The following is an 18,552-nucleotide window of genomic DNA, read 5'->3' as shown; positions in this document are numbered from 1 at the left end:
CCGCACGTTCCCGGAGCCTCCACGCCGTCCGTGGGACCGCTGACGGACCTGACCGCGCCGTGCCCGTCAGTCGTCCGCCGCTCCGGTCCCGGCCGCGAAGTCCCCCACCGGGTCGGCGCCGGTCCGCCGGCAGCCACGCCGCCCCAGGGCCAGCACCGCCGTCACCTCCTCGTGCGGCGTCACGTACCCCGCGCCGCCCACCGCCACGGCGTAGTAGGGGATGTCGTCGCCGAGCCCGAAGGCCACGTTCACGGCCTCGTCGTCGAAGCCGCCCACGGTCACCGCCCCCAGCCGCAGCGCGGTGGCGGCGAGGCACAGGTTCTGCGCCGCGTGCCCGGCCTCCAGCAGGGCGTAGCGGTAGCCCCGGTCGCCGTAACGGCCGGCAGGCGGCTCGGGGTCACCCACCACGAAGACGACCGCGGCCGCCCGTTCGTAGGCGATGTGCCGGGTCCGGAACAGCTCCCTGCCGGCCGGCCCGTCGGACAGCGGCGCCCCGAGGGACAGCGCCGCGGGCTCGAACGGGTACACGCTGCCGGCCGCGAGACCGGGCACCCGGAGCGCGAGCACCAGCAGCCGCAAGGACAGCAGTCCGCCGCAGGAGGGGACGGTGGCACGGTCCGCGCCGGTGCGGCCGTAACCGCACCACAGCAGCACCGTCAGCGCGTCCCGGCTCAGCGGCGTCCCGTCGAAGTCGCGGCGGGAGCAGCGCGATGCCAGCACGTGGGCCAGGGACAGCAGGTGTCCCTCTCCGGCGGGCGGTGGCACGGCGGGCAGCGGCCGGGCGCTCGTCCCGGTGGCGGCCGGCTCCTCGAACCACCCGAAGCTGGACAGCCGGTGGTAGAGGGCCGCCGCCGAGTCAGCCCACACCGATGGCCTCGATCGCGGTGGAGAGATCCGGGCGCAGCCCGAGCGTCCGGTCGGCCTCGCGGTCGTCGAAAGCGGGTGTGAGGAAGGTGCTCAGGCCGAGGGCGGTGGCAAGCAGCAGCAGTTTCTGGCCGAGTTCCGCGGCGTTGGTCAGGAGGACGCGGTAGGCGTGCGGACCCTGGTAGCGCTGCATGTAGCGGCGCCAGTCGGCGGCGACGACGAGGGTGGTGGAGCCGCTGCCGGCCCGCTGCTGCCCGGCGCACATCCGGGTGAAGTCCTTGCGGAGGTCGCCGGGACGCAGCAGTGCGAGGGCGTGCCGGTCGACCGCGTAGTGGTACAGACCCGGTGGGAGACCGTCGACGTCGAAGACGGCGACGTAGAGCTCCAGGGCGGAGAATGCCGAGCCGAGCAGCGTGGACGGTTCGGCCGCCATGTGCCGCTCCACCTCCCTGCGCAGGCCGAGGGTCTCGGCGCTGGCGTGGTGGAGCAGGGTCGCGAGCTCGGAGCGGGTGAGTCCGGTGCCGCGCCAGGGCCGGTTGGAGCGGCGGCGCAGCAGGACGTCCGCGAGGGGCGGCAGCTTCTCGCGCGGGACCGGCGGCGGCAGGGCGTGTTCGGGAGCGCCGGGATGGCGTGTGAACAGGTCGACGCCTTCGTCCACGACCGGCCGCAGCAGTCGGTCCTGCAGCGCCTTCGGGTCGCTCACGCCGTCGTCCGTGAACCGGGTCGCCCCGGCGCGCAGATGGAACACGAGTGCGTCGAGCCATCCCCGTTCGATCCAGTGCTCCACCGCCGCCATCTGGGGCCAGGGCACGTCGGAGGGGACGAGGAGGCCCGCCTCCGCGAAGGCGGCGATCACGGTCGCGGCGTCGTCGGGGCTTTCCATCAGCCCGGCCGCCGTGGCGGTGAACTCGGCCAGGGTGTGCACGCCGTCGAGCGCCGAAAGGATGCCCACCAGCGCGGGGCCGGGCAGTTCGTAGGTCGTTCCGTCGAGGAGCAGATCGCAGTGGAGGGGGCCGTCGAGCCGGATCCGCAGGAGCGGGTAGCGCCGGTAGGTGGGCGCCGCGGCCGGGGTCATCCGAGAATCCCGAAGGCGAGCGGCAGCTGGCGCAGTGGCTCCAGACCGAACAGGGTGCAGACGTGCCCTTCGTGCAGGGTGTAGCCGCGGTAGCTGGGCCGGCCCAGGGCGGAGGCGGTGTAGGCGAAGGTCTGGAGGAGGTGCCCGGCGTCGAGGTAGAGCACCCGGTACGAGCGGGACTCGCGGTAGCGGTACATGCCGCGCTCGCACACGGCGGCCAGGACGACGACGGCGACGGGGTCGAAGCGGGGCCTGTCGGGCAGGAGGATGACGTGGCGGCGTATCTCCTCCTCGTAGGAGCCGGCGCTCAGGCGGTCGAGGGCGTTGGCGCGCACGCTCCAGTGGAAGAGCCCCGGCTCGAGGCCGCCGACCGGCCGGAGCAGGGCGACGAAGGCCTCCAGGGGGTGCCGGCTGCCGCCGGACGGGCTGGTCTTCGTCAGGTGGGCTCCGGTGACCGGCAGCCGCCGGTGTCCCGTGGCCCCGAAGGTCAGGGCCAGTACCGTCGACAGGTCGTCCCTGCCGAGTGGGGCGTCGGCCGGCCCGGTCAGGGTGTCCGTGAACGCGCGTACGCGCCCGTGCGCCGTGGGTGGCGGTGCCGGGACCCGTTCCACGGCTTCCCGGTCAAGGTACGCGGGTGGCGGCTCGCCCTCGGCGAGGTAGCCGCGCATGAGGCCGACGTCGAGCCGTACGGCCTCGTCGTCCGACCAGTCGACGACGGGCAGTTGCCGGGTGTGCCGGTGGTAGCGGAAGGCCTCCCCCCAGCCGTGGGCGGCCCACTCCGCATCGTCCTCGAAGTCCTCCCGGTGCGCGACGGCGGGGGCGGGACCCTGCCCGGGTGGAAGACCGTCACCGGCATCCGGCCGAAGTCCCGTCCTGACGTGGGGGGTTCGGTCCGACCCGGGCCCCGGCCCCGCGGCGGTGGTCCGCAACACGCCCAGCCGCAGCAGCCCGTCGATCTCGGCGCGCGCCGCCTCCGGATCGCCGCAGGCGATGTCGGCGAGCAGGTCGGTGGCGTCCCGCGCGGTCCGGGGCCGGGCGAGCGCGCCCAGGACGGCCACGAAGGCCGCCATGTCCTGGGGCGCGAGCCGCAGGGTCGCCCGGGTGTCGGAGTTGCGGACCAGGACCCGGTCCCCGACGGTCATCACGGTCACTCCGGGTGTCGCGTACAGCAGTTCCTCAGGCATGTCGGTCCACCTCTCGGGCCAGCCACCGGTGGTAGCGGTCGGCGTGGGCGGTCAGGTGCATGGTCACCAGATCGCGGGCCGGGACCTTGCGTACGGAGACGGAACCGTCGCTCAGCCGCCCCACGGCGTGCACTGCGCCGGCCCGGCGGCATCCGGCGGCGGCGACGAAGTACGGGATGACGTCCCGTGACCAGCGGTCGAGGACGGACGCGGCGATGCGCAGATGTGTTTCCCCGTGGTCGAGTGGTGGTGCTTCGGGCGGCTCGGTCACGTCGACGTCCTCTCCGGTGAAGCGGAGGCGGAAGGTGTGGCGAGTGCCGCCGGGCAGGTGGAGCGTCACCCGGTAGGTCAGCCGCAGGGATCCGTAGATCCGTAGCTCCCGCCCGTACGCGCCGCGGCCGGCGGCCGCCCAGGGCGCCAGGGAGGTGCGCAGGTATTCCCGGCAGCGTGCTGTCAGGGCTGCGGGCCCGACACCTTCCGGGTCGTCGTCCAGCAGCTCACCGGGCGGGTCGGTGGGATCAAGCCCCCGGTCGTCGGGGCACGGGGCACGGCGGACGAAGGGCAGAACGTCCCGCAGGACGGTCGTCTTCCCGGCCGTGACGTCGACGGCGTCCCCGGGGTCCAGGGTGGTGGCCGGACGGTCCGGAGCGACCCGGGCGAGCAGGTCGACGAACTCGGCGGGCCGCATCGGGAAGACGTAGCGGTTGAGCCAGGCGGCCGGGTCCAGGTAGCGGTTGCCCGTGGTGCCGGGCACGGTCAGGCCGGCCCCGAGCGAGGCCGCCAGCTCCAGCGAACGGGCAAGCCAGGCCTCATGAGTGTCGCCCTCGTGGGCACCGCCGTCCCAGGTGGAGTGCTGGAGGAAGCTGTGGTAGTCGGACGGATGGCTCACCACGGCGACGTCGATGCCACCGGCCGCGGCCCGTAGCGCCGGGCCCGGGTCGAGGTCTCCTCGGTCCCCCAGGTAGAGCAGGGAGCCGTCGCCGTCCTGGACCAGGAGGCCGGCATAGCCCTGACCGGTGCCGCTGCCGACGAAGGAGACACGTCCCCCGGGGATGTCCATCGCCGTGCCGGGACGCACCTCGGTGTGCCCGGTGAACCCCATGCGCTCCATGACGAAGCGGATGGTGGGGTCCGGTGGGGCGAGGACCGGGATGCCACGGGGCAGGCGAGCGAGGCTCGCGGGTTCGAGGTGGCCGGCGTGGCTGTGTGAGACGAACACCGCGTCGACCGGCGGGAGATGCTCCGTCAGGACGGTGCGGCGTGGGAACGGCTCGACGGTGCCACCGAGGAAGGTGGGTGTGAGCAAGGGGTCGATGAGGAGATGAGTGGAGCCGGCGACGACCGAGTAGCAGCCGTGGCCGACGGCGCCGATCAGCACGCGCCCGCAGGGGGTCCGGAGAGTCCGGAGGCCACGTCGGCGTCCGGGGAGACTCCCGGGGGTCCGGAGACGGCATCGGCCGGCGAGGGCGCCGGGGCACCGGTCACGGCGGCGAGGACGTCCAGATGTCCGAGCGCATCGGCGGCGGCGAGCGTCCAGGCCACGTGCCGGGTCAGGACGACGGCGGGCACGTCCGCCGCGACGCGCGCGGCGGTCTCCTCCCGACCGGCGTCCGCCGGGACCTGATATCCGGTGAAGCGGGTGAGCAGACCGTCGCCCTTCCGGTCCGACCAGAGGCCTGGCTGTTCGCGTACGGTCAGCAGGAAGCAGTCCATGTCTCCGGCATCCAGCCGGTCGAGGAAACGCGGCCAGGGTTCGACGACCACGCGCGTCGGCGTCCCGGCCGCCGCCCAGCGGGCGGCGATGCGGTGGGCGGTCGCGATCCGCAGCCTGTTCTCCTCGTTCACCAGCAGTTCGAGGGGCGCGTCCGGCGCCCGGCACCCGCCCGAGGGCAGGGCCTGGGCCGTCGTCGCGGCCGCGTCCGGGTGGAAGCCGGGGGGTTCCGACGGCGGCCGGGCCAGACCGCGGTACACCCCGGCGGCCGCGTCGGCGCCGAGCGCCGCTCGGGCCAGAGCGCGTCGGACGGCCGCCGGCAGCCGGGCACCGGCGGAGTCGAAGCCGAGGATCTGCACGGTCCGGGTGCTGTCCGGCAGCGAGACGACGGCGGGCCCCGGCTCGGCCAGCACCTGGCAGACCGCCTCCTCGTCCGCTTCCAGAACCACGTCGAGCGCGCCGCACCGGAGCTGTGCCAGGGCGGCGTCCTGGCAGGTGATGCCGACGAACTCCAGGGCGGGGCCGTGGCCGGAGAGCGGTTCCAGGAGCGCCCGTTCCGGGGCGAGGGCCGCCAGGCGGTACGGACCGCTTCCCGTCCCGCGAAGGACGGCGCCGTCCTCGACGCGCACCGGGATCAGCCGCGCCAGGAAGTCACGCGCTCCGGGGCCCGAGATGTGGAGGGCGTGCGGCCCGTCCGCCACCGCCACGACGTGCTCCCATTCCGGCAGGCCCGCGTTGGCGGCGACGTCCGCCGCCGTCACCGGCCGGCCGTCCGACCAGCGGGCGGTGTCGTCGAGCGTGCAGTGCGCCGTCGCGCCGTCGCGCCAGCTCACGTCGACCGCGAGCGGCGAAGCCACCCCCCGCGTCCCGGTCAGGGGTCGCCACAGCAGGCGCCCCAGCCGTATGCCGCGCTCCGCGGGGTCGGTCACCGGTGCCGGCGGCGCGCCAAGTGCGGGAACCCGGATCCGCAGCGTCCCGGGCCCGCGCGCGGCGGGGCCGGGACGGGCGGAGCCGGAAGCCGCGCCGAGTGCTTCGCTCAACGAATGCAGCACTGAATGAGGACCGGGCGCTCGTCCGCCTCGACCTGCTTCAACCGGAACACCGGCCCGCTCTCCTCACCCTCGCCCTCCCGCTCCTTGAGCCGGGTGGCGTAGAGATCGGCAAGCGCGAGCCGCGCCGACTCCGGGGCGGTGCTGATCGATTTCTGCCCTGATTCACCACTCATCGAAGTAACTCCCTCTTTCGAGTAATTGGCCCTAGCATGACGGGTGCACCCGGCTCTGTCGACACCTCTGCGGACGGGGACCTCGTGATCAAGTGCCGTACCTGCGAGCACCTTTGGAGCATCGCTGGAGGCGGGCCCACGATGCTGCCTCACCCTTGCTGTGCCGCCCACCCGTGGGCCGGGCAGGCCGCCGTACTGGAGACCGGACAGGGTCCGTTGCATGCGTTCGGCTACCTCCGGGACGGCTCTCCGGGGCCGTTCGTCGCGTACGCGCGCGGGCCGGGGTACGGCCGGGGACCGGCGCACGGCCGAGCGCTTCTGCACGGCACGGCGGTGGACACCGACCGGGCCCATGCCGGGAGGAAGGCCGTCCTCGAACTCCTGGAGCGAGGCTGCGCGTTCCTCCGGCCGCGGGCCCCGCTGCGGTACGGCAGCCCTCGCGAACTCGGCCTGCACGACACGGGCCACGGCACCGGCGCACGGACCGGCACCCATGTCGACGCCGACGCCTCGGACACACCCCGCTGGTGGGTGGAGGCACGATCACTGTGCGACGACCGGATCCAGCTCGTCGACGCCGACCGCTACGTCCTCGCCTCGTGCGGCGGGCGCGGCGACTCCACCGGCCTCGCCGTCGGCCCGGATCTGGCGGGCGCGGTGGGGCACGGCCTGCGAGAGGCCGTGGAACGCGATGCCGTACGAGCGATGGTGGAAGGCGGGCTCCCGGTCCGCGCATGCGCCGCCGAAACGCCGTACGCCGTTGCGCTGCGCCGGGACGGCTGGACCGTGGAGGCGGTGCGGACGACCCACTTGGGCTTCCCGGTCGCCGTGTGCGCCGCCACCCGCGCCTCGGGCCCGACCGTGGGGGGATGCGCGGCCGGCACGACGCCGGTGCACGCGGTCGAGTCGGCGACGGCCGAGGCGTTCATGAAATCGCTCGCCTGGGCCTCCCCGAGCGCGGGCGCGAGGGGGGCCACGCGGGCCGGTGGCGGGAGGAGGGCGGTACGCGGCCCGGGAGACGGCGCGATGACGTGCGGCCCCGGGACCGGACGGCCGGCGTCCGTGAGGTCGGCGGGCGTCCACGGCTTCCGGCTCGGCGAGGCCGTGGTCTTCGGCGAGCACCCGGAGCCCGTGGCCGGCGAGCCGGCGCGGGTGCTCGCGGCCGCCGGCGGGGACGCCGTGCTCGTGGACCGCGGCAACCCGCTCCTCGACGCACTCGGCCTGCGCGCCGCTCACGTCCTGCTCAGGCTCCCGGTGCCCTCTTCTCCGCCGCCCCGCGCGCAGTGCGACCGCCGGCTGGAAGAGCTGCTGCGGTGACGGCGCCCCGGGATCTGCTCTTCGTGGCGGACCGGCGGTTCGTCCTGTCGGACGACGGCCCGCTCGTCGCCGACACGGCCCGGCCCCGGGACTTCGCGAGCCTGGCGGGCGTCGTGAAACCGGTGGCCGCGCCGGCTGCGGACGCTCGGGCCGGGCCGCGCCCCGCTCTCGACCCCGACGTCGCACGGCTGCTGTCCGCGCTGCGGCGCGGGAGCTATCTGGACTACGCGTCCGACGCGGCCATGGCCGTGGACGAGTCGATCATGCGGACGTACCTGGCTGCGGACCCCCCACCCGCCGCGGAGACGCCGTGGAGCGGTCCCTTGGCCTGGCTTCCGCATCCGGCACACGGAACGGGCGAACGCAGCGGGGCGGGCGGCACGCGCGCCCCCGGCATCGGGCGGCTGCTCCTGTCCGGCTTCGGACACCTGCGGACGGTCTCCTTCCTCGGGCTCTTCGACGTCGTGCTCAAGCCCGTGCCGTCCAAGGGCGCCCGGCACCCCTTCGACGCCTACGTCACGGTGGAGCCGGGCGCGGTCCGGGCCGGGCTCGCCCCGGGCACGTACCGCTACGTCCCCAGCCTCCACGCGCTGGAGCACCTCGCCGCAGAGCCCGTCGAGGCAGGCATCGGAGCGGGTGACGAGGCCGGGCGCGCGGCGGGGCGCGAAACGGGTGTCGGCCTGGTGGTGGTCGCCGTGTTCGACCGGGTGCACTGGCGGTACCGCGAATCCGCGGGCTACCGCGATCTCTACCTCGACCTCGGCCACCTGACCGCGACGCTCGACGCCGTCGCCGAGGACGCGTCCCTGCGCCTGACGCCCGTCGAGCCGGCCGCCGTGGGCGCCCCCGTCGTTGCGTCCCTGGAGCGGGAGATCGTCGCCGCCTATCGACTGGAGGACCGGACATGACGGTACGCCGTCCCGCCGTACTGCACGCCGACGGTAACGGCGTCCCGCACCAGGTCACCCAACTCGTCGCCCCGGTCGAGGCGGGCCGAGCGGACGAGATCGCCGGCGCCCTCCTCCCAGGCACCCCGCTCCGGTGCATTCTGACGGCCGTCGGCGTGGCACCGGGGCTGCTCGACGCGCTGGTGGCAGGGCTGCGGACCGGAGCGTGGGACGACGCCGTGGCCGCGTTCGGGGAGACCGTCGACGAGGAGACCCTGTTCTTCGTCGGCCCCATGCGGCCCGGTGAGGGGGCCCCGGCACGGCTCGGCATGGTCTACGCCGTCCGTGACGACACGGCCGGCGCGCCCGTCCCGGGTATCGAAGGCAGCGCCGGGGGCCTGGGGCGCTTGATGTTCGGCTTTCCCTGCTCGTTCGGGGGACGGCACGTCGAGTACTACCGGCTCCAGGTGGTCGCGGGCGGCCCCGTCACCGGCCGGAACTGTCCCATCGCGCTTTTCGCCCCCTTCCATCTGGGCGGCTGGTCCGACACCCGGCGCCAGTCGGCCCGCCGCCGCACGGTGCTGTGGAGCAACGTTGTCGTCGACCGGCACCGGGCCGTGACCCGGTGCGCCGCAGCGGAGTTTCTGACCGTGGACGGCGAGGCCCCGGCCCTTCTGGACGCCACGGCGGAAGAACTCCGTGAGGCCGTTGGGCTGTGGCTGACCCACCATGAACTCTTCCACGGGTCGGGGCCGTTGCCGCTGTTCGATCCCGGCAGCCGGAAGGACGAGGCAGGGCCCGACTATCACAGCGTGGAGGAATTCCGTGTCGACGCGAGCACGCTGTTGGCGCTGTCCTTCGCCGCCCCGCTCAGCCGGCCGCACCGGCTCGCCTCCGAACTGGTCCTGACCGAGCGCCTGTTGCGGTCCGCGAGGGCCGGGCTCGCCCGCCTCGCCGCCGGGCGCCCGCCGACGGTGGACGGCGCCCACGGGTTGCTCTGGCTCGGCGTCGTCCACGCGGCCGGGGCTCTGCGTCCGGGGACCGCGGGCAGGGCCGGCGCGGAGCCCGGGGCCGACCTCGACCGGGCGGCCGCCACCGAGGCCGTCGCGGCGGCGTTGCAGGACGTCTACCAGGCGGAGTCGGAGTTGGTCGACGATCCTTCCGGGCGGGGCGCCGGCTTGCGGCGATCCGCCGTGCGGCTGCGGGAGGCGGTCCTGCCCTACGCCCGGTCCGGCGGACGGCTGCTGGCACGGATACCCGACCAGGTGCCGTACGCGTCGGTCCTGGCGAGCGGCCCTGCCCAGCCATGAGCCGCGGCTCCGGCCCCGCACTCCCGCGGCCCGGACACAGACGGCAACGGACACAGACGGCGCCGGACTCCCCCGGCCTCGGACACGGACGGCGCCGCACTCCCGCGGCCCCGCACGCAGACGGCCCCGGACACAGACGGCACTCGGCGGAGGAAGGGAACGTGCACACACACCAGGAACTGGGGCTGGAAAGCTCCGAGAGCTACCGGGCCGAGCTGCGGAGCCTCGCCACCCAGGCGGACCGCGCGTCGTCCCCTGGCGAGTCGGCAGCCGTTCTCCTGGCCACCGGAAGGATCAACGAGAAGCTCGGGAGATTCGCCCTGGCCTTCACCCAGGCCCGGCAGGCACAGGCGGTCTTCCAGGAGGTCGGCGAGAGCGCGGGCGTCGCCGAGTGCAACCACACCATGGGCGTCTGGTCCTTCCACCAGGGCGACGACGAGACGTCGTACCGCTGCTTCCGTGCCGCCGCCGGACAGCGTGAGGAGGCGGGCGAGCTGCTTCGCGCCGCGCAGTCCTGGCACAACTTCGGCTACGTCCTGTGCCGGACGGGACAGGGAGAGGCCGCACTCGCCGCCTACCGCGAGGCGGAGCGACTGCTGCACCGCGTCCGGGCCGAAGGGCCCGCCGACGTCCGGGAGAAGGCTGTACGCGACGGTGCGTTCGTCCTCTCCCACCAGGCGTACGCCCATGCCCGGTTCGGAACGGTCGGCGACGCGATCGGCGCCGCCACCGCGTACTTCGCGCTCGTGGCGCGCACGGGCGTGCACCGCGAACCGCTCCTGGCCCGTCTCTCCCTGCCCGTCGCCGGCCCGGACCCCGCGCTGGCGGCTCCCCTCACCGCCCTGACCGGCCTCGCCCCGGACCCGGAGACATGGTTCCGGTTCGCCCTCGCCGAAGGCCATCGCGCCCTCGCCGACTACCGCCCGGGCCAGGGGCGCCGCCCCTATCTGGGCGCCCTGCTGGTGGCCATGGCGGAGTACGGCGCCTGGTGCGCCGCCCGGGGCCGCCGCGAGGAAGGGCTGAGGCACGTCGGCGGGGCGGTCTCCCTCGCGCGCGCCCGCGGCTGGGTCGGCGAGGCGGCGAGGATCACCTCGGCGTACGGGATCGGGTGAGCAGCGCCGCAGGCCCTCGAAGGCCTCCAGCAGTCGTGCGCGTCGGGTAGGTGAGAGAGGGGGGCAGGAGTCATGGCGTGCCGGCCGCATCATGGGGCGTGAGGCGGATGGGGTTGCTCCAGGCTCGTCGGTCTGTGTCGTCCTCGACCGTGACCCGGCAGAATCCGCCGCCGAACAGCGCCGGCGGCAGGGCGTGGTCCGTGAGCCGCTCGTCCTGCGCGACCTGGGCCTAGGATGACCACCGCGCGTCGACGTCGCATGCGGCGACGCGTGGTGGTCGTGCCTGGCGTGCCGGTGGTGCCGGTGGGGCCGGTGGTCCCGGTCTCGTGCGGTCTTCCGCCCGCGGCAGCACGCCCACCGGATGCGTCCGGGCGGTTCAACGGGGGAGAGTTTCGGTGTTCGGAATCATCAGGCCATGCCGCCATCGGCTGGGCGAGGGCTTGCGGACCGAGTGGATGGCGCACCTGTGCGGGCTGTGCCTGACACTCCGCGGCGAGTACGGGCAGTTCGCGAGGGTGGCCACCAACTACGACGGCCTGATCGTCTCGGTGCTGACCGAGGCGCAGTCGGAGCGGTCCGGCGACTGGCGCCGCGGGGCCGGCCCGTGCCCGCTGCGCGGGATGCGGTCGGCGGACGTGGCCCAGGGCGAGGGCGCGCGGCTGGCCGCGACGGTGTCGCTGGTGCTCGCCGCCGCGAAGATACGTGACCATGTGACCGACGGCGACGGACTGCTGGGACGCCGCCCGGTGGCGCTGGCGGCGCGCCGGATAGCCCGGGGCTGGGACCGGGCCGGTGCGGCGGGCGGCGAACGCCTGGGCTTCGACACCTCGGTGCTGCTCCGGGCTGTCGAGCGCCAACCGCAGATCGAGCGGTCGACCGGCCGAGGAGGCTCGCTGCTGGCGGTCACGGAGCCCACGGAGACGGCGACCGCCGCCGCCTTCGCGTACACCGCCGTCCTCACCGACCGCCCCGCGAACGCGGACCCCCTGGCCGAGGCCGGCCGCCTGTTCGGGCGCCTGGCGCATCTGCTGGACGCGGTGGAGGACCTGGACGCGGACGAGGCGTCGGGCGCGTGGAACCCGATCACCGTCACCGGCGCGGACCGCGCCGAGGTACGCAGGCTGTGCGACGACGCGGTTCGCGGAATCCGGCTTGCCCTGTCCGACGCGGTGTTCGTCGACGGACGGCTCGTGCAGGCGCTGCTGGGCGGCGAGTTGGAGCGGGCCGTCGACCGGGTCTTCGACCCCCGGCATCGCCACCACCGGCACGGCGGCCCGGCGCGGGGCCTGAGCCTGCTGCCGTGGCTGGGGCGCCGGACGCCGACGGGCGGGACTTCGGGGACCGTCACGGCGTCGGCGTGCGGCGCCGGCGCCCTCGAGGGCGCGGCCCCCGGGGGCGCGCCCACGGCCTCGGGGCGGCCGCAGGCGGGGGAGTGCCGGCGGTGTCGTCGGCACCGGCAGTTGTGCGGCGACTGCGGGCTGTGCTTCGACTGCTGCCGCTGTGGCGACGACGGGGACTCCGGTGACGGCGAGCCGTGGCAGTTCGGCGACGGCAACCGCAACGGCGGCTCGAACCGGGACGCTTCCGGTCGGGAGGGTTCCGGTGGTGACGGATGGTTCGGCGGGCAGGGCGGCGGTAACTCGGGTGGCAGCTCCGGGGGTTGGGGCGGAGGTCACGGTTCCGGCGGCTCCGGCGGGAGTTCGGGTGACGGCTGCGGCGGTGGCTGCTGCAACCCGTGCAAGTGCTGCTGTGACTGCTGCGACTGAACAACGGCCTTGGTGAGCACGGCCTCGGTGCCGCTGGATGCGGGGACGCCTGCGCGGCGCATTCGTCCGGGGCCGCTGCCGTGACCGTGGCAGGTGACGAAAGAGGCCCGCGGCCCGCTCCGGCCGCGGGCCTCCGCCACGTCCGTGGTCAGCCGGCGTGCACCGCGTCGAGGGCTGCCCGCCACGGGTAGGTCGCGGGATCGCCTTCGCCCGGCGGGTGCGGAAGGAACCCGCCTTCGCCGTAGAGCACGTTCACGCCGGCGTTGCGGAGGGCGGCCACGGACTGTTCGAACTGCGGGTGACGGACGAAGGCCTCGTTCACGCACGGCATCGTCACGATCGGGATGCCCTTGCCGATGCCCTCGGCGACGACCCCGACGACGAACCGGTCGGTGAGGCCGAGAGCCCACGCGTTGATCGAGTTGAACGTGGCCGGAGCGAAGAGGATCGCGTCCGGCTCCGGCCAGGCGTCGGGCTGCCAGGGGAGTCTGTACTCCCAGCGGACCGGGTGGCCGGTGAGTGCCGCGAGGCCGTCGAGGGACTCGCCGATCCAGCGGGCCGCGGTCGGGGTCAGGCCGAGGCACACGTCCCAGCCGTCGGCTTGAGCCTCCTCGATGGCCTTGGCGATGTCGACGACGGGCGGAGCGGCCGAGCTGAACAGGTACAGGGTCCTCATGATCATTGACCTTACGCAAACGCCGCCGATGCGGACACAGCCGGGTCCCGGGCGGGCGGAAGGCCGGGTACGGCGGATCCGGTGCGCGGTCCTGACCGGTTCCACCGCCGCCTGCTCGTCGGGGACCGAGGGCAGGGAGACGCGCCGTCCGACGGAGCGCGCGAAGCCGCCGACGCCGTTCGGGAGCGACGAGACCGCCGCGTCGTTCTCCGTGTCGTCAGTCGTGACCCCGCCACGCTGTCCGACCAGCGCGAGGGCGGTGCCCGAGCGGCCCCACCCCAGGGGTGTCGCGAGACGGAGGCCGCCGCCGCCCGGCGGGCTTCCACCCGGAATCGCATGGTTCGCGTCCGGCAAACCCTTGCCATGGCGAGGACTTGCCGCCGCGAGGTCTTCACGACGGCGTTCACCGGTCGATAGACCCGTGGCATGTCCTCCCCCTCTCTTCCTTCCGCCTTCCGGCGCAGACGCCGGCAGCTCATCACGGCAGCCACCGCTCTGCCCCTGCTGGCATCAGGCCTCGTCGCGGCCCAGGCGCCGGCCATGGCCGTTCCGAGCAGGCCGAGCGTCCCCGCCAAGCCTTCGGCCACCCACAAGGTCACCCTCGTCACCGGTGACGTCGTCACGGTCACGACGGCGGCCGACGGCAGGCAGACCGCCGACGTCGCCAGGCCCGACAGGGCCGTGGGCGGCGTCAAGGTCCAGCAGATCAAGGGCGATCTGTTCGTCGTCCCCGACGAGGCGGAGCCGCTGCTGGGAACCGGCAGGCTCGACCGGCGGCTGTTCAACGTCACCGACCTGATCGAGATGGGCTACGACGACGCGAAGTCGGGCGCCGTACCGCTGATCGCGACCTACGCACGGGCGAACGCCCGCACGGCCGTCGAGCCGAAGGCCCCCCGGGGGAGCAGGCTCACGCGCAAGCTCGAAGGCATCGGCGGCGGCGCGCTGAGTGCCGAGAAGCGACAGGCCCGCACCTTCTGGAACACGGTCGCGCCGCAGGGCAGCGCCACGCTGGGCGCCGGCGTGGCGAAGCTGTGGCTCGACGGCCGGGTGAAGGCCGGCCTGAAGGACAGCGTCCCGCTGATCGGGGCGCCGGCGGCGTGGGCGGCCGGCTACACCGGCAAGGGCGTCAAGGTCGCCGTGCTCGACACCGGCATCGACGTCAACCACCCCGACTTCGCCGGCCTGATCGACGGCACGACCAGCTTCGTGCCGGGTGAGGCCGTGACCGATGTGAACGGTCACGGCACGCACGTGGCCGGCACGATCGTCGGCTCGGGCGCCGCCTCCGGGGGCGCGAACAAGGGCGTCGCGCCCGACGCCGACCTCTACGTGGGCAAGGTGCTGGGCGGCGCCGAGGGCGCCGGCCAGGACTCCTGGGTCATGGCCGGCATGCAGTGGGCCGCCGAGTCCGGTGCCGACGTCGTCAACATGAGCCTCGGCGACTCCTACCCCACGGACGGCAGCGACCCGATGTCGCAGCTGGTCGACGCGCTCTCCGCGCGCTACGGCACCCTGTTCGTCATCGCCGCGGGCAACGCGGGCCCGGAGAGCATCTCCGCGCCGGGCGCGGCCGCGGCGGCACTGACGGTGGCTGCCACGGACAAGCAGGACCGGCTCGCGTCCTTCTCCAGCACCGGCCCGCTGGCCTCCTCCGGCGGGATGAAGCCGGACATCGCCGCGCCCGGGGTGGACATCACCGCGGCCCGCTCGCAGGAGATGACCGACGGCGGCGAAGGCCTCTACCGCACCCTCAGCGGCACCTCGATGGCCACCCCGCACGTCGTCGGCGCGGCGGCACTCCTGGCCCAGCAGCACCCGGACTGGGACGGCGCACAGCTCAAGGAACACCTGATGAGCACCGCGAAGGGCCTCGGCGACGCCTACTCGCCGTACGAGGTCGGCACCGGCCGTCTCGACGTGGCCTCCGCCGTGCGCAGCACGGTCCACGGCACGGCATCGCTCTTCTTCGGCAACCACACATGGCCCCACGGGCCGGACGACGTCGCCGTCACCCACGATCTGACCTTCACCAACTCCGGTTCCGCCGCCGTCACACTGAACCTGGCCCTGACCGACCCGGGCGGCCCCTTCACCCTGGGCGCCGGCACCGTGACCGTCCCGGCGGGCGGAACGGCCTCCGTCCCGGTGACGGGTGACCCGCGGGCCGCAGGGGCCGGCCGGCACGTCGGCTACGTGGTCGCCACCGACGCGGCCACCGGACAGCCGGTGGCGCGCACCTCCGTGGCGCTGCTCAAGGAGCAGGAGCGCTACGACCTGAACATCAGACTCGTCGGCCGGGACGGCAGGCCCGCCGCCGGCTGGGTCTCGGTCAACCTGGCCGGGGACAGCTGGCCCTGGTCGGTCTACGTCGACGGCTCGACCACCCTGCGCACGGCACCCGGCCGCTACACGGTCGCGGCCTACGTCGACGTGACCGGCGAGCGGGCGGACCGCTCGGGCATGGCCGTGCTCGTGGACCCGGAGACCGTACTCGAAGGCGGGCCCGCGGACGTGGTGCTGGACGCGAGCGTGGCGCGCCTGCTGCGGACCGAGGCGCCGCAGCGCACCCAGGACCGCCAGCGCAAGGTCGACTTCAACGTCCACTACGACGGCTTCGACCCGTACATGGACTACCGCGGCGCGTACGTGCTGCCGCCGACCTACGACGACGTCTACGTCCTGCCGACGGAGCCGATGACACAGGGCGAGTTCACGCTGGTCACCCGCTGGCGCAAGGGCGAGCCCCAGCTGGATCTGGCCACGGCGGACGGCCGGCTCCACTTCGAGACGCTGGTCCAGGGCGGCAGCGCGCTGGACACGGCCACGGAGAAGCTGCCCGTGGTCTACGCGGGCAAGGGCGGGACGGCCGACTACGGGAAGGCCGGCGCCAGGGGCAGGCTCGTGGTCGTCGACCGCAGCGACGAGGTGCAGCCGCAGGACCGCGTGGCGGCCGCGGTCGCCGCCGGAGCGAAGGCGCTGATCGTGGTCAACGACGGAGCCGGCGGACTGATGGAGACCGTCGGCGAGTCGCCCATCCCGGTCGCCACCGTGCACCGCGACGCGGGCAGGACCCTGGTCGCGATGGCCAGGACGGGCAGGCTCAGGCTGACCGTCAGGCAGACCCGGCACACGCCCTTCGTCTACGACCTGACCCGCGACTACCACGGCCGGGTGCCGGACCGGGCCCTGGTCTACCGGCCGCAGAAGGGCGACCTCGCCCGGATCGAGGCCCGCTACTACGCGGCCGCGGGCGGCGGTCCGGCCGAGGGCTACCGGTCCGACTTCACCCTCAGCCCGTCGTTCAACTTCCCCGAGGCCGAATGGCACCCGGGCACCCGCACCGAATGGGTCACGCCGGGGCAGGTCTGGAGGGAGTTCCACACACAGGGCGTCGACGGAGCCCTGCCGTGGTCGATGGTGTCGGGCGACAACACCTACGCCAAGGGCACCACCACCCGGCTGGACTGGTTCGCCCCGGTGACCCGGCCCGGCCAGGGCGAGGCCTTCGGCGTGTACAACTCGCGCTGGCGGGACGTGATGACCTGGAACGTCCAGGCGTGGGCCTCCTCCAGCGACGTCCTGCGCCTGGGCGGCTACCTGCCGTGGGGTGAGACGCCGACCCACCTGAGGGTCTTCCAGGGGGACACCCTGATCCACGACAACCCGAACAGCACGGACATGCAGTGGGTGGACGTGCCGGCCGGTGACCTTCCCTACCGCGCCGTGCTCGACGCGGAGCGGCCGGCCGACCGCTTCCGGCTCTCGACGCGCACCCACACCGAATGGACCTTCAGGTCCGGCACCGTCGACGCGGAGCACTTCGAGCCGTTCTCGGTGCTGAACCTGGACTACCGGCTCGACACGGACCTGCACGGAGACGCCAAGGCCGGCGCGGTCCAGCGGATCGCGCTCAAGCCGGTGTCCATGGACCGGGGCACCGTCCCGGGCACCGTCACCACGGTGACGCTGGACGTGTCCTACGACGACGGCGCCACGTGGCAGAAGGTGCGGCTGACCGAGGGCGCCGACGGCTCCTGGGCGGGTTCGTTCACCACGGCGGGGAAGGCGGGCGGATTCGTCTCGATCCGCGCGAGCGCCCGGACCGACGCCGGCTTCGGCGTGAAGAACGAGATCGTCCGGGCGTACGGACTGCGATGAGCCACACCGACGGGCCCCGGGGAGGCGACTTCCCGGGGCCCTTCCGCTCGCCCCCGCAGGCCACGGGGCCTTCTCACGGTCTGACGCCGTGGCGCATACTCTCCCCGCTGCGAAGAGTGGAAGAGAGCCGATCACCGATGCTGGATGCTCTGGGCCTGGAAGCCGATGACGAACGCGTCTACCGGGCGGTGGTCGGACGTCCCGGCACCACCGTGGACGCGCTCTCCGACCTGCTCGCGCTGTCGCACGTTCACGTCGACAAAGCGCTGGCGCGGCTGGTCGATTGGGGTCTGGCGACCAGGTCGGCCGACGCACGGTTCACCGCCGCGCCGCCGGCCGTGGCACTCGGCGCCCTCATCGGGAGGCGCCGGGACGAACTGCGCACGGCCGAGCAGGCACTGGCGACGTTCGCCGAGGAACACCGGACCGCGATGACCGGCAGCGGCATCACCGATCTGATCGAGGTGGTGACCGGCGTCGACGCCATCCGGCACCGCTTCCTCCAGGTGCAGCAGGCCGCCCGTCACCAGGTCCGCACCTTCATCACCGCACCGTTCGTCGCCCTGCCGCCGGACGAGAACACGGCCGAGCCCATGGCCCTCGACCGCGGCGTCCTCTTCCGCGCCGTACTGGACCGGGAGGTCCTCGCCGAGCCGGGCATCGTCCGCGACGCCGTCGACTCCCTGCGCAACGGCGTGCAACTGCGCGTCGCGGACCGCCTACCGATGAAACTCGTGCTCGCCGACGCCGACCTCGGCCTGGTCCCGCTCGCCGTCACACCGGCGGGGGAGCCCGGCGCCGTGCTCCTGCACCGCAGCGGCCTTCTGGACGCGCTGGACGCCCTGTTCGAAACGGTGTGGCGCACGGCCCACCCGCTCACGCTGTCCGGCACGGACGACGCGTCCGAGACGCCCGTCACGGTCGGCCCCCAGGGCCCGACCGAGCTCGACCGCAAGATCCTCGCGCTGCTCCTGGCCGGACTCACGGACCAGACGGCCGCGACGCAACTCGGCCTGTCCCCGCGTACGCTTCACCGGCGCCTGCGCCACCTCATGGACCTGGCCGGCGTCCGCACCCGCATGCAACTGGGCGCCCACGCCGTGCGCAACGGCTGGACGGACCCCGTCGGCACGTGACCGGGGCGGCACGAGGGCGCCCGAACTCCTCCGGCGCTCCCCGCAGGCGCGCCGCCGCCGGTCCGGCCGAGGGGACGGACCGGCCCGCCCGGGGCCGGGCGGACCCGGCCCCCTCGAACGGGCGCCGC

General features: G+C 74.2%; 14 protein-coding genes. 7 read left to right on the top strand and 7 right to left on the bottom strand.

Features of this window, described 5'->3' with window-relative positions; all coding sequences use genetic code 11:
• Positions 1-66: 66 nt before the first annotated feature.
• The 6 genes from ACGF1Z_RS00480 to ACGF1Z_RS00455 all read right to left on the bottom strand — a co-directional run bounded on the left by ACGF1Z_RS00480 (position 67) and on the right by ACGF1Z_RS00455 (position 6,059).
• Entirely contained in the window at positions 67-867 is an 801-nt protein-coding gene (locus tag ACGF1Z_RS00480) for a SagB/ThcOx family dehydrogenase (protein WP_392998304.1), read from the bottom strand.
• Positions 857-1,939 (bottom strand): SagB/ThcOx family dehydrogenase, encoded by a 1,083-nt coding sequence (locus ACGF1Z_RS00475; RefSeq protein WP_392998302.1) that lies wholly within the window; start codon positions 1,937-1,939, stop codon positions 857-859. The genes ACGF1Z_RS00480 and ACGF1Z_RS00475 overlap by 11 nt, the downstream gene beginning before the upstream one ends.
• On the bottom strand, positions 1,936-3,123 hold the full coding sequence (locus tag ACGF1Z_RS00470; RefSeq protein ID WP_392998300.1) for a hypothetical protein: 1,188 nt from the start codon (positions 3,121-3,123) through the stop codon (positions 1,936-1,938). The genes ACGF1Z_RS00475 and ACGF1Z_RS00470 overlap by 4 nt, the downstream gene beginning before the upstream one ends.
• Complete coding sequence (locus ACGF1Z_RS00465) at positions 3,116-4,501, bottom strand: MBL fold metallo-hydrolase (RefSeq protein WP_392998298.1); 1,386 nt, start codon at positions 4,499-4,501, stop codon at positions 3,116-3,118. The genes ACGF1Z_RS00470 and ACGF1Z_RS00465 overlap by 8 nt, the downstream gene beginning before the upstream one ends.
• On the bottom strand, positions 4,495-5,691 hold the full coding sequence (locus ACGF1Z_RS00460; RefSeq protein WP_392998296.1) for a hypothetical protein: 1,197 nt from the start codon (positions 5,689-5,691) through the stop codon (positions 4,495-4,497). The genes ACGF1Z_RS00465 and ACGF1Z_RS00460 overlap by 7 nt, the downstream gene beginning before the upstream one ends.
• Positions 5,692-5,870: 179 nt before the next feature.
• On the bottom strand, positions 5,871-6,059 hold the full coding sequence (locus ACGF1Z_RS00455; RefSeq protein ID WP_392998294.1) for a hypothetical protein: 189 nt from the start codon (positions 6,057-6,059) through the stop codon (positions 5,871-5,873).
• A gap of 333 nt (positions 6,060-6,392) precedes the next feature.
• On the opposite strand from ACGF1Z_RS00455, the gene ACGF1Z_RS00450 reads away from it, so the two are divergent.
• From ACGF1Z_RS00450 to ACGF1Z_RS00430, 5 genes are all read left to right on the top strand, one after another.
• Complete coding sequence (locus ACGF1Z_RS00450; RefSeq protein ID WP_392998292.1) at positions 6,393-7,376, top strand: YcaO-like family protein; 984 nt, start codon at positions 6,393-6,395, stop codon at positions 7,374-7,376.
• Positions 7,373-8,284 (top strand): SagB/ThcOx family dehydrogenase, encoded by a 912-nt coding sequence (locus ACGF1Z_RS00445; RefSeq protein WP_392998290.1) that lies wholly within the window; start codon positions 7,373-7,375, stop codon positions 8,282-8,284. The genes ACGF1Z_RS00450 and ACGF1Z_RS00445 overlap by 4 nt, the downstream gene beginning before the upstream one ends.
• Positions 8,281-9,573, top strand: coding sequence for a hypothetical protein (locus ACGF1Z_RS00440; RefSeq protein WP_392998288.1), 1,293 nt, complete (start codon positions 8,281-8,283; stop codon positions 9,571-9,573). The genes ACGF1Z_RS00445 and ACGF1Z_RS00440 overlap by 4 nt, the downstream gene beginning before the upstream one ends.
• Before the next feature lie 161 nt (positions 9,574-9,734).
• Entirely contained in the window at positions 9,735-10,685 is a 951-nt protein-coding gene (locus ACGF1Z_RS00435; protein WP_392998286.1) for a hypothetical protein, read from the top strand.
• 395 nt (positions 10,686-11,080) lie between these two features.
• Positions 11,081-12,451 (top strand): DUF5685 family protein, encoded by a 1,371-nt coding sequence (locus tag ACGF1Z_RS00430; RefSeq protein ID WP_392998284.1) that lies wholly within the window; start codon positions 11,081-11,083, stop codon positions 12,449-12,451.
• A gap of 148 nt (positions 12,452-12,599) precedes the next feature.
• On the opposite strand, the gene ACGF1Z_RS00425 is transcribed toward ACGF1Z_RS00430, so the two are convergent.
• Positions 12,600-13,127 carry a flavoprotein gene (locus ACGF1Z_RS00425; protein ID WP_392998282.1) on the bottom strand — a complete coding sequence of 176 codons (528 nt, stop codon included), beginning with the start codon at positions 13,125-13,127 and terminating at the stop codon, positions 12,600-12,602.
• 426 nt (positions 13,128-13,553) lie between these two features.
• Here ACGF1Z_RS00425 and ACGF1Z_RS00420 point away from each other — a divergent pair, with 426 nt between their 5' ends.
• Positions 13,554-17,288 carry a S8 family serine peptidase gene (locus ACGF1Z_RS00420; RefSeq protein WP_392998280.1) on the top strand — a complete coding sequence of 1,245 codons (3,735 nt, stop codon included), beginning with the start codon at positions 13,554-13,556 and terminating at the stop codon, positions 17,286-17,288.
• A gap of 137 nt (positions 17,289-17,425) precedes the next feature.
• A complete protein-coding gene (locus ACGF1Z_RS00415; protein WP_392998278.1) occupies positions 17,426-18,424 on the top strand; it encodes a transcriptional regulator TrmB in 999 nt (332 codons plus the stop codon).
• Positions 18,425-18,552: the final 128 nt, after the last annotated feature.

The sequence above is a fragment of the Streptomyces sp. NPDC048018 genome (genome assembly GCF_043202995.1).
Taxonomy (GTDB): Bacteria; Actinomycetota; Actinomycetes; order Streptomycetales; family Streptomycetaceae; genus Streptomyces.
Note: the sequence above shows the minus strand (reverse complement) of the source record. Positions and strands in the feature narration are given on the sequence as shown.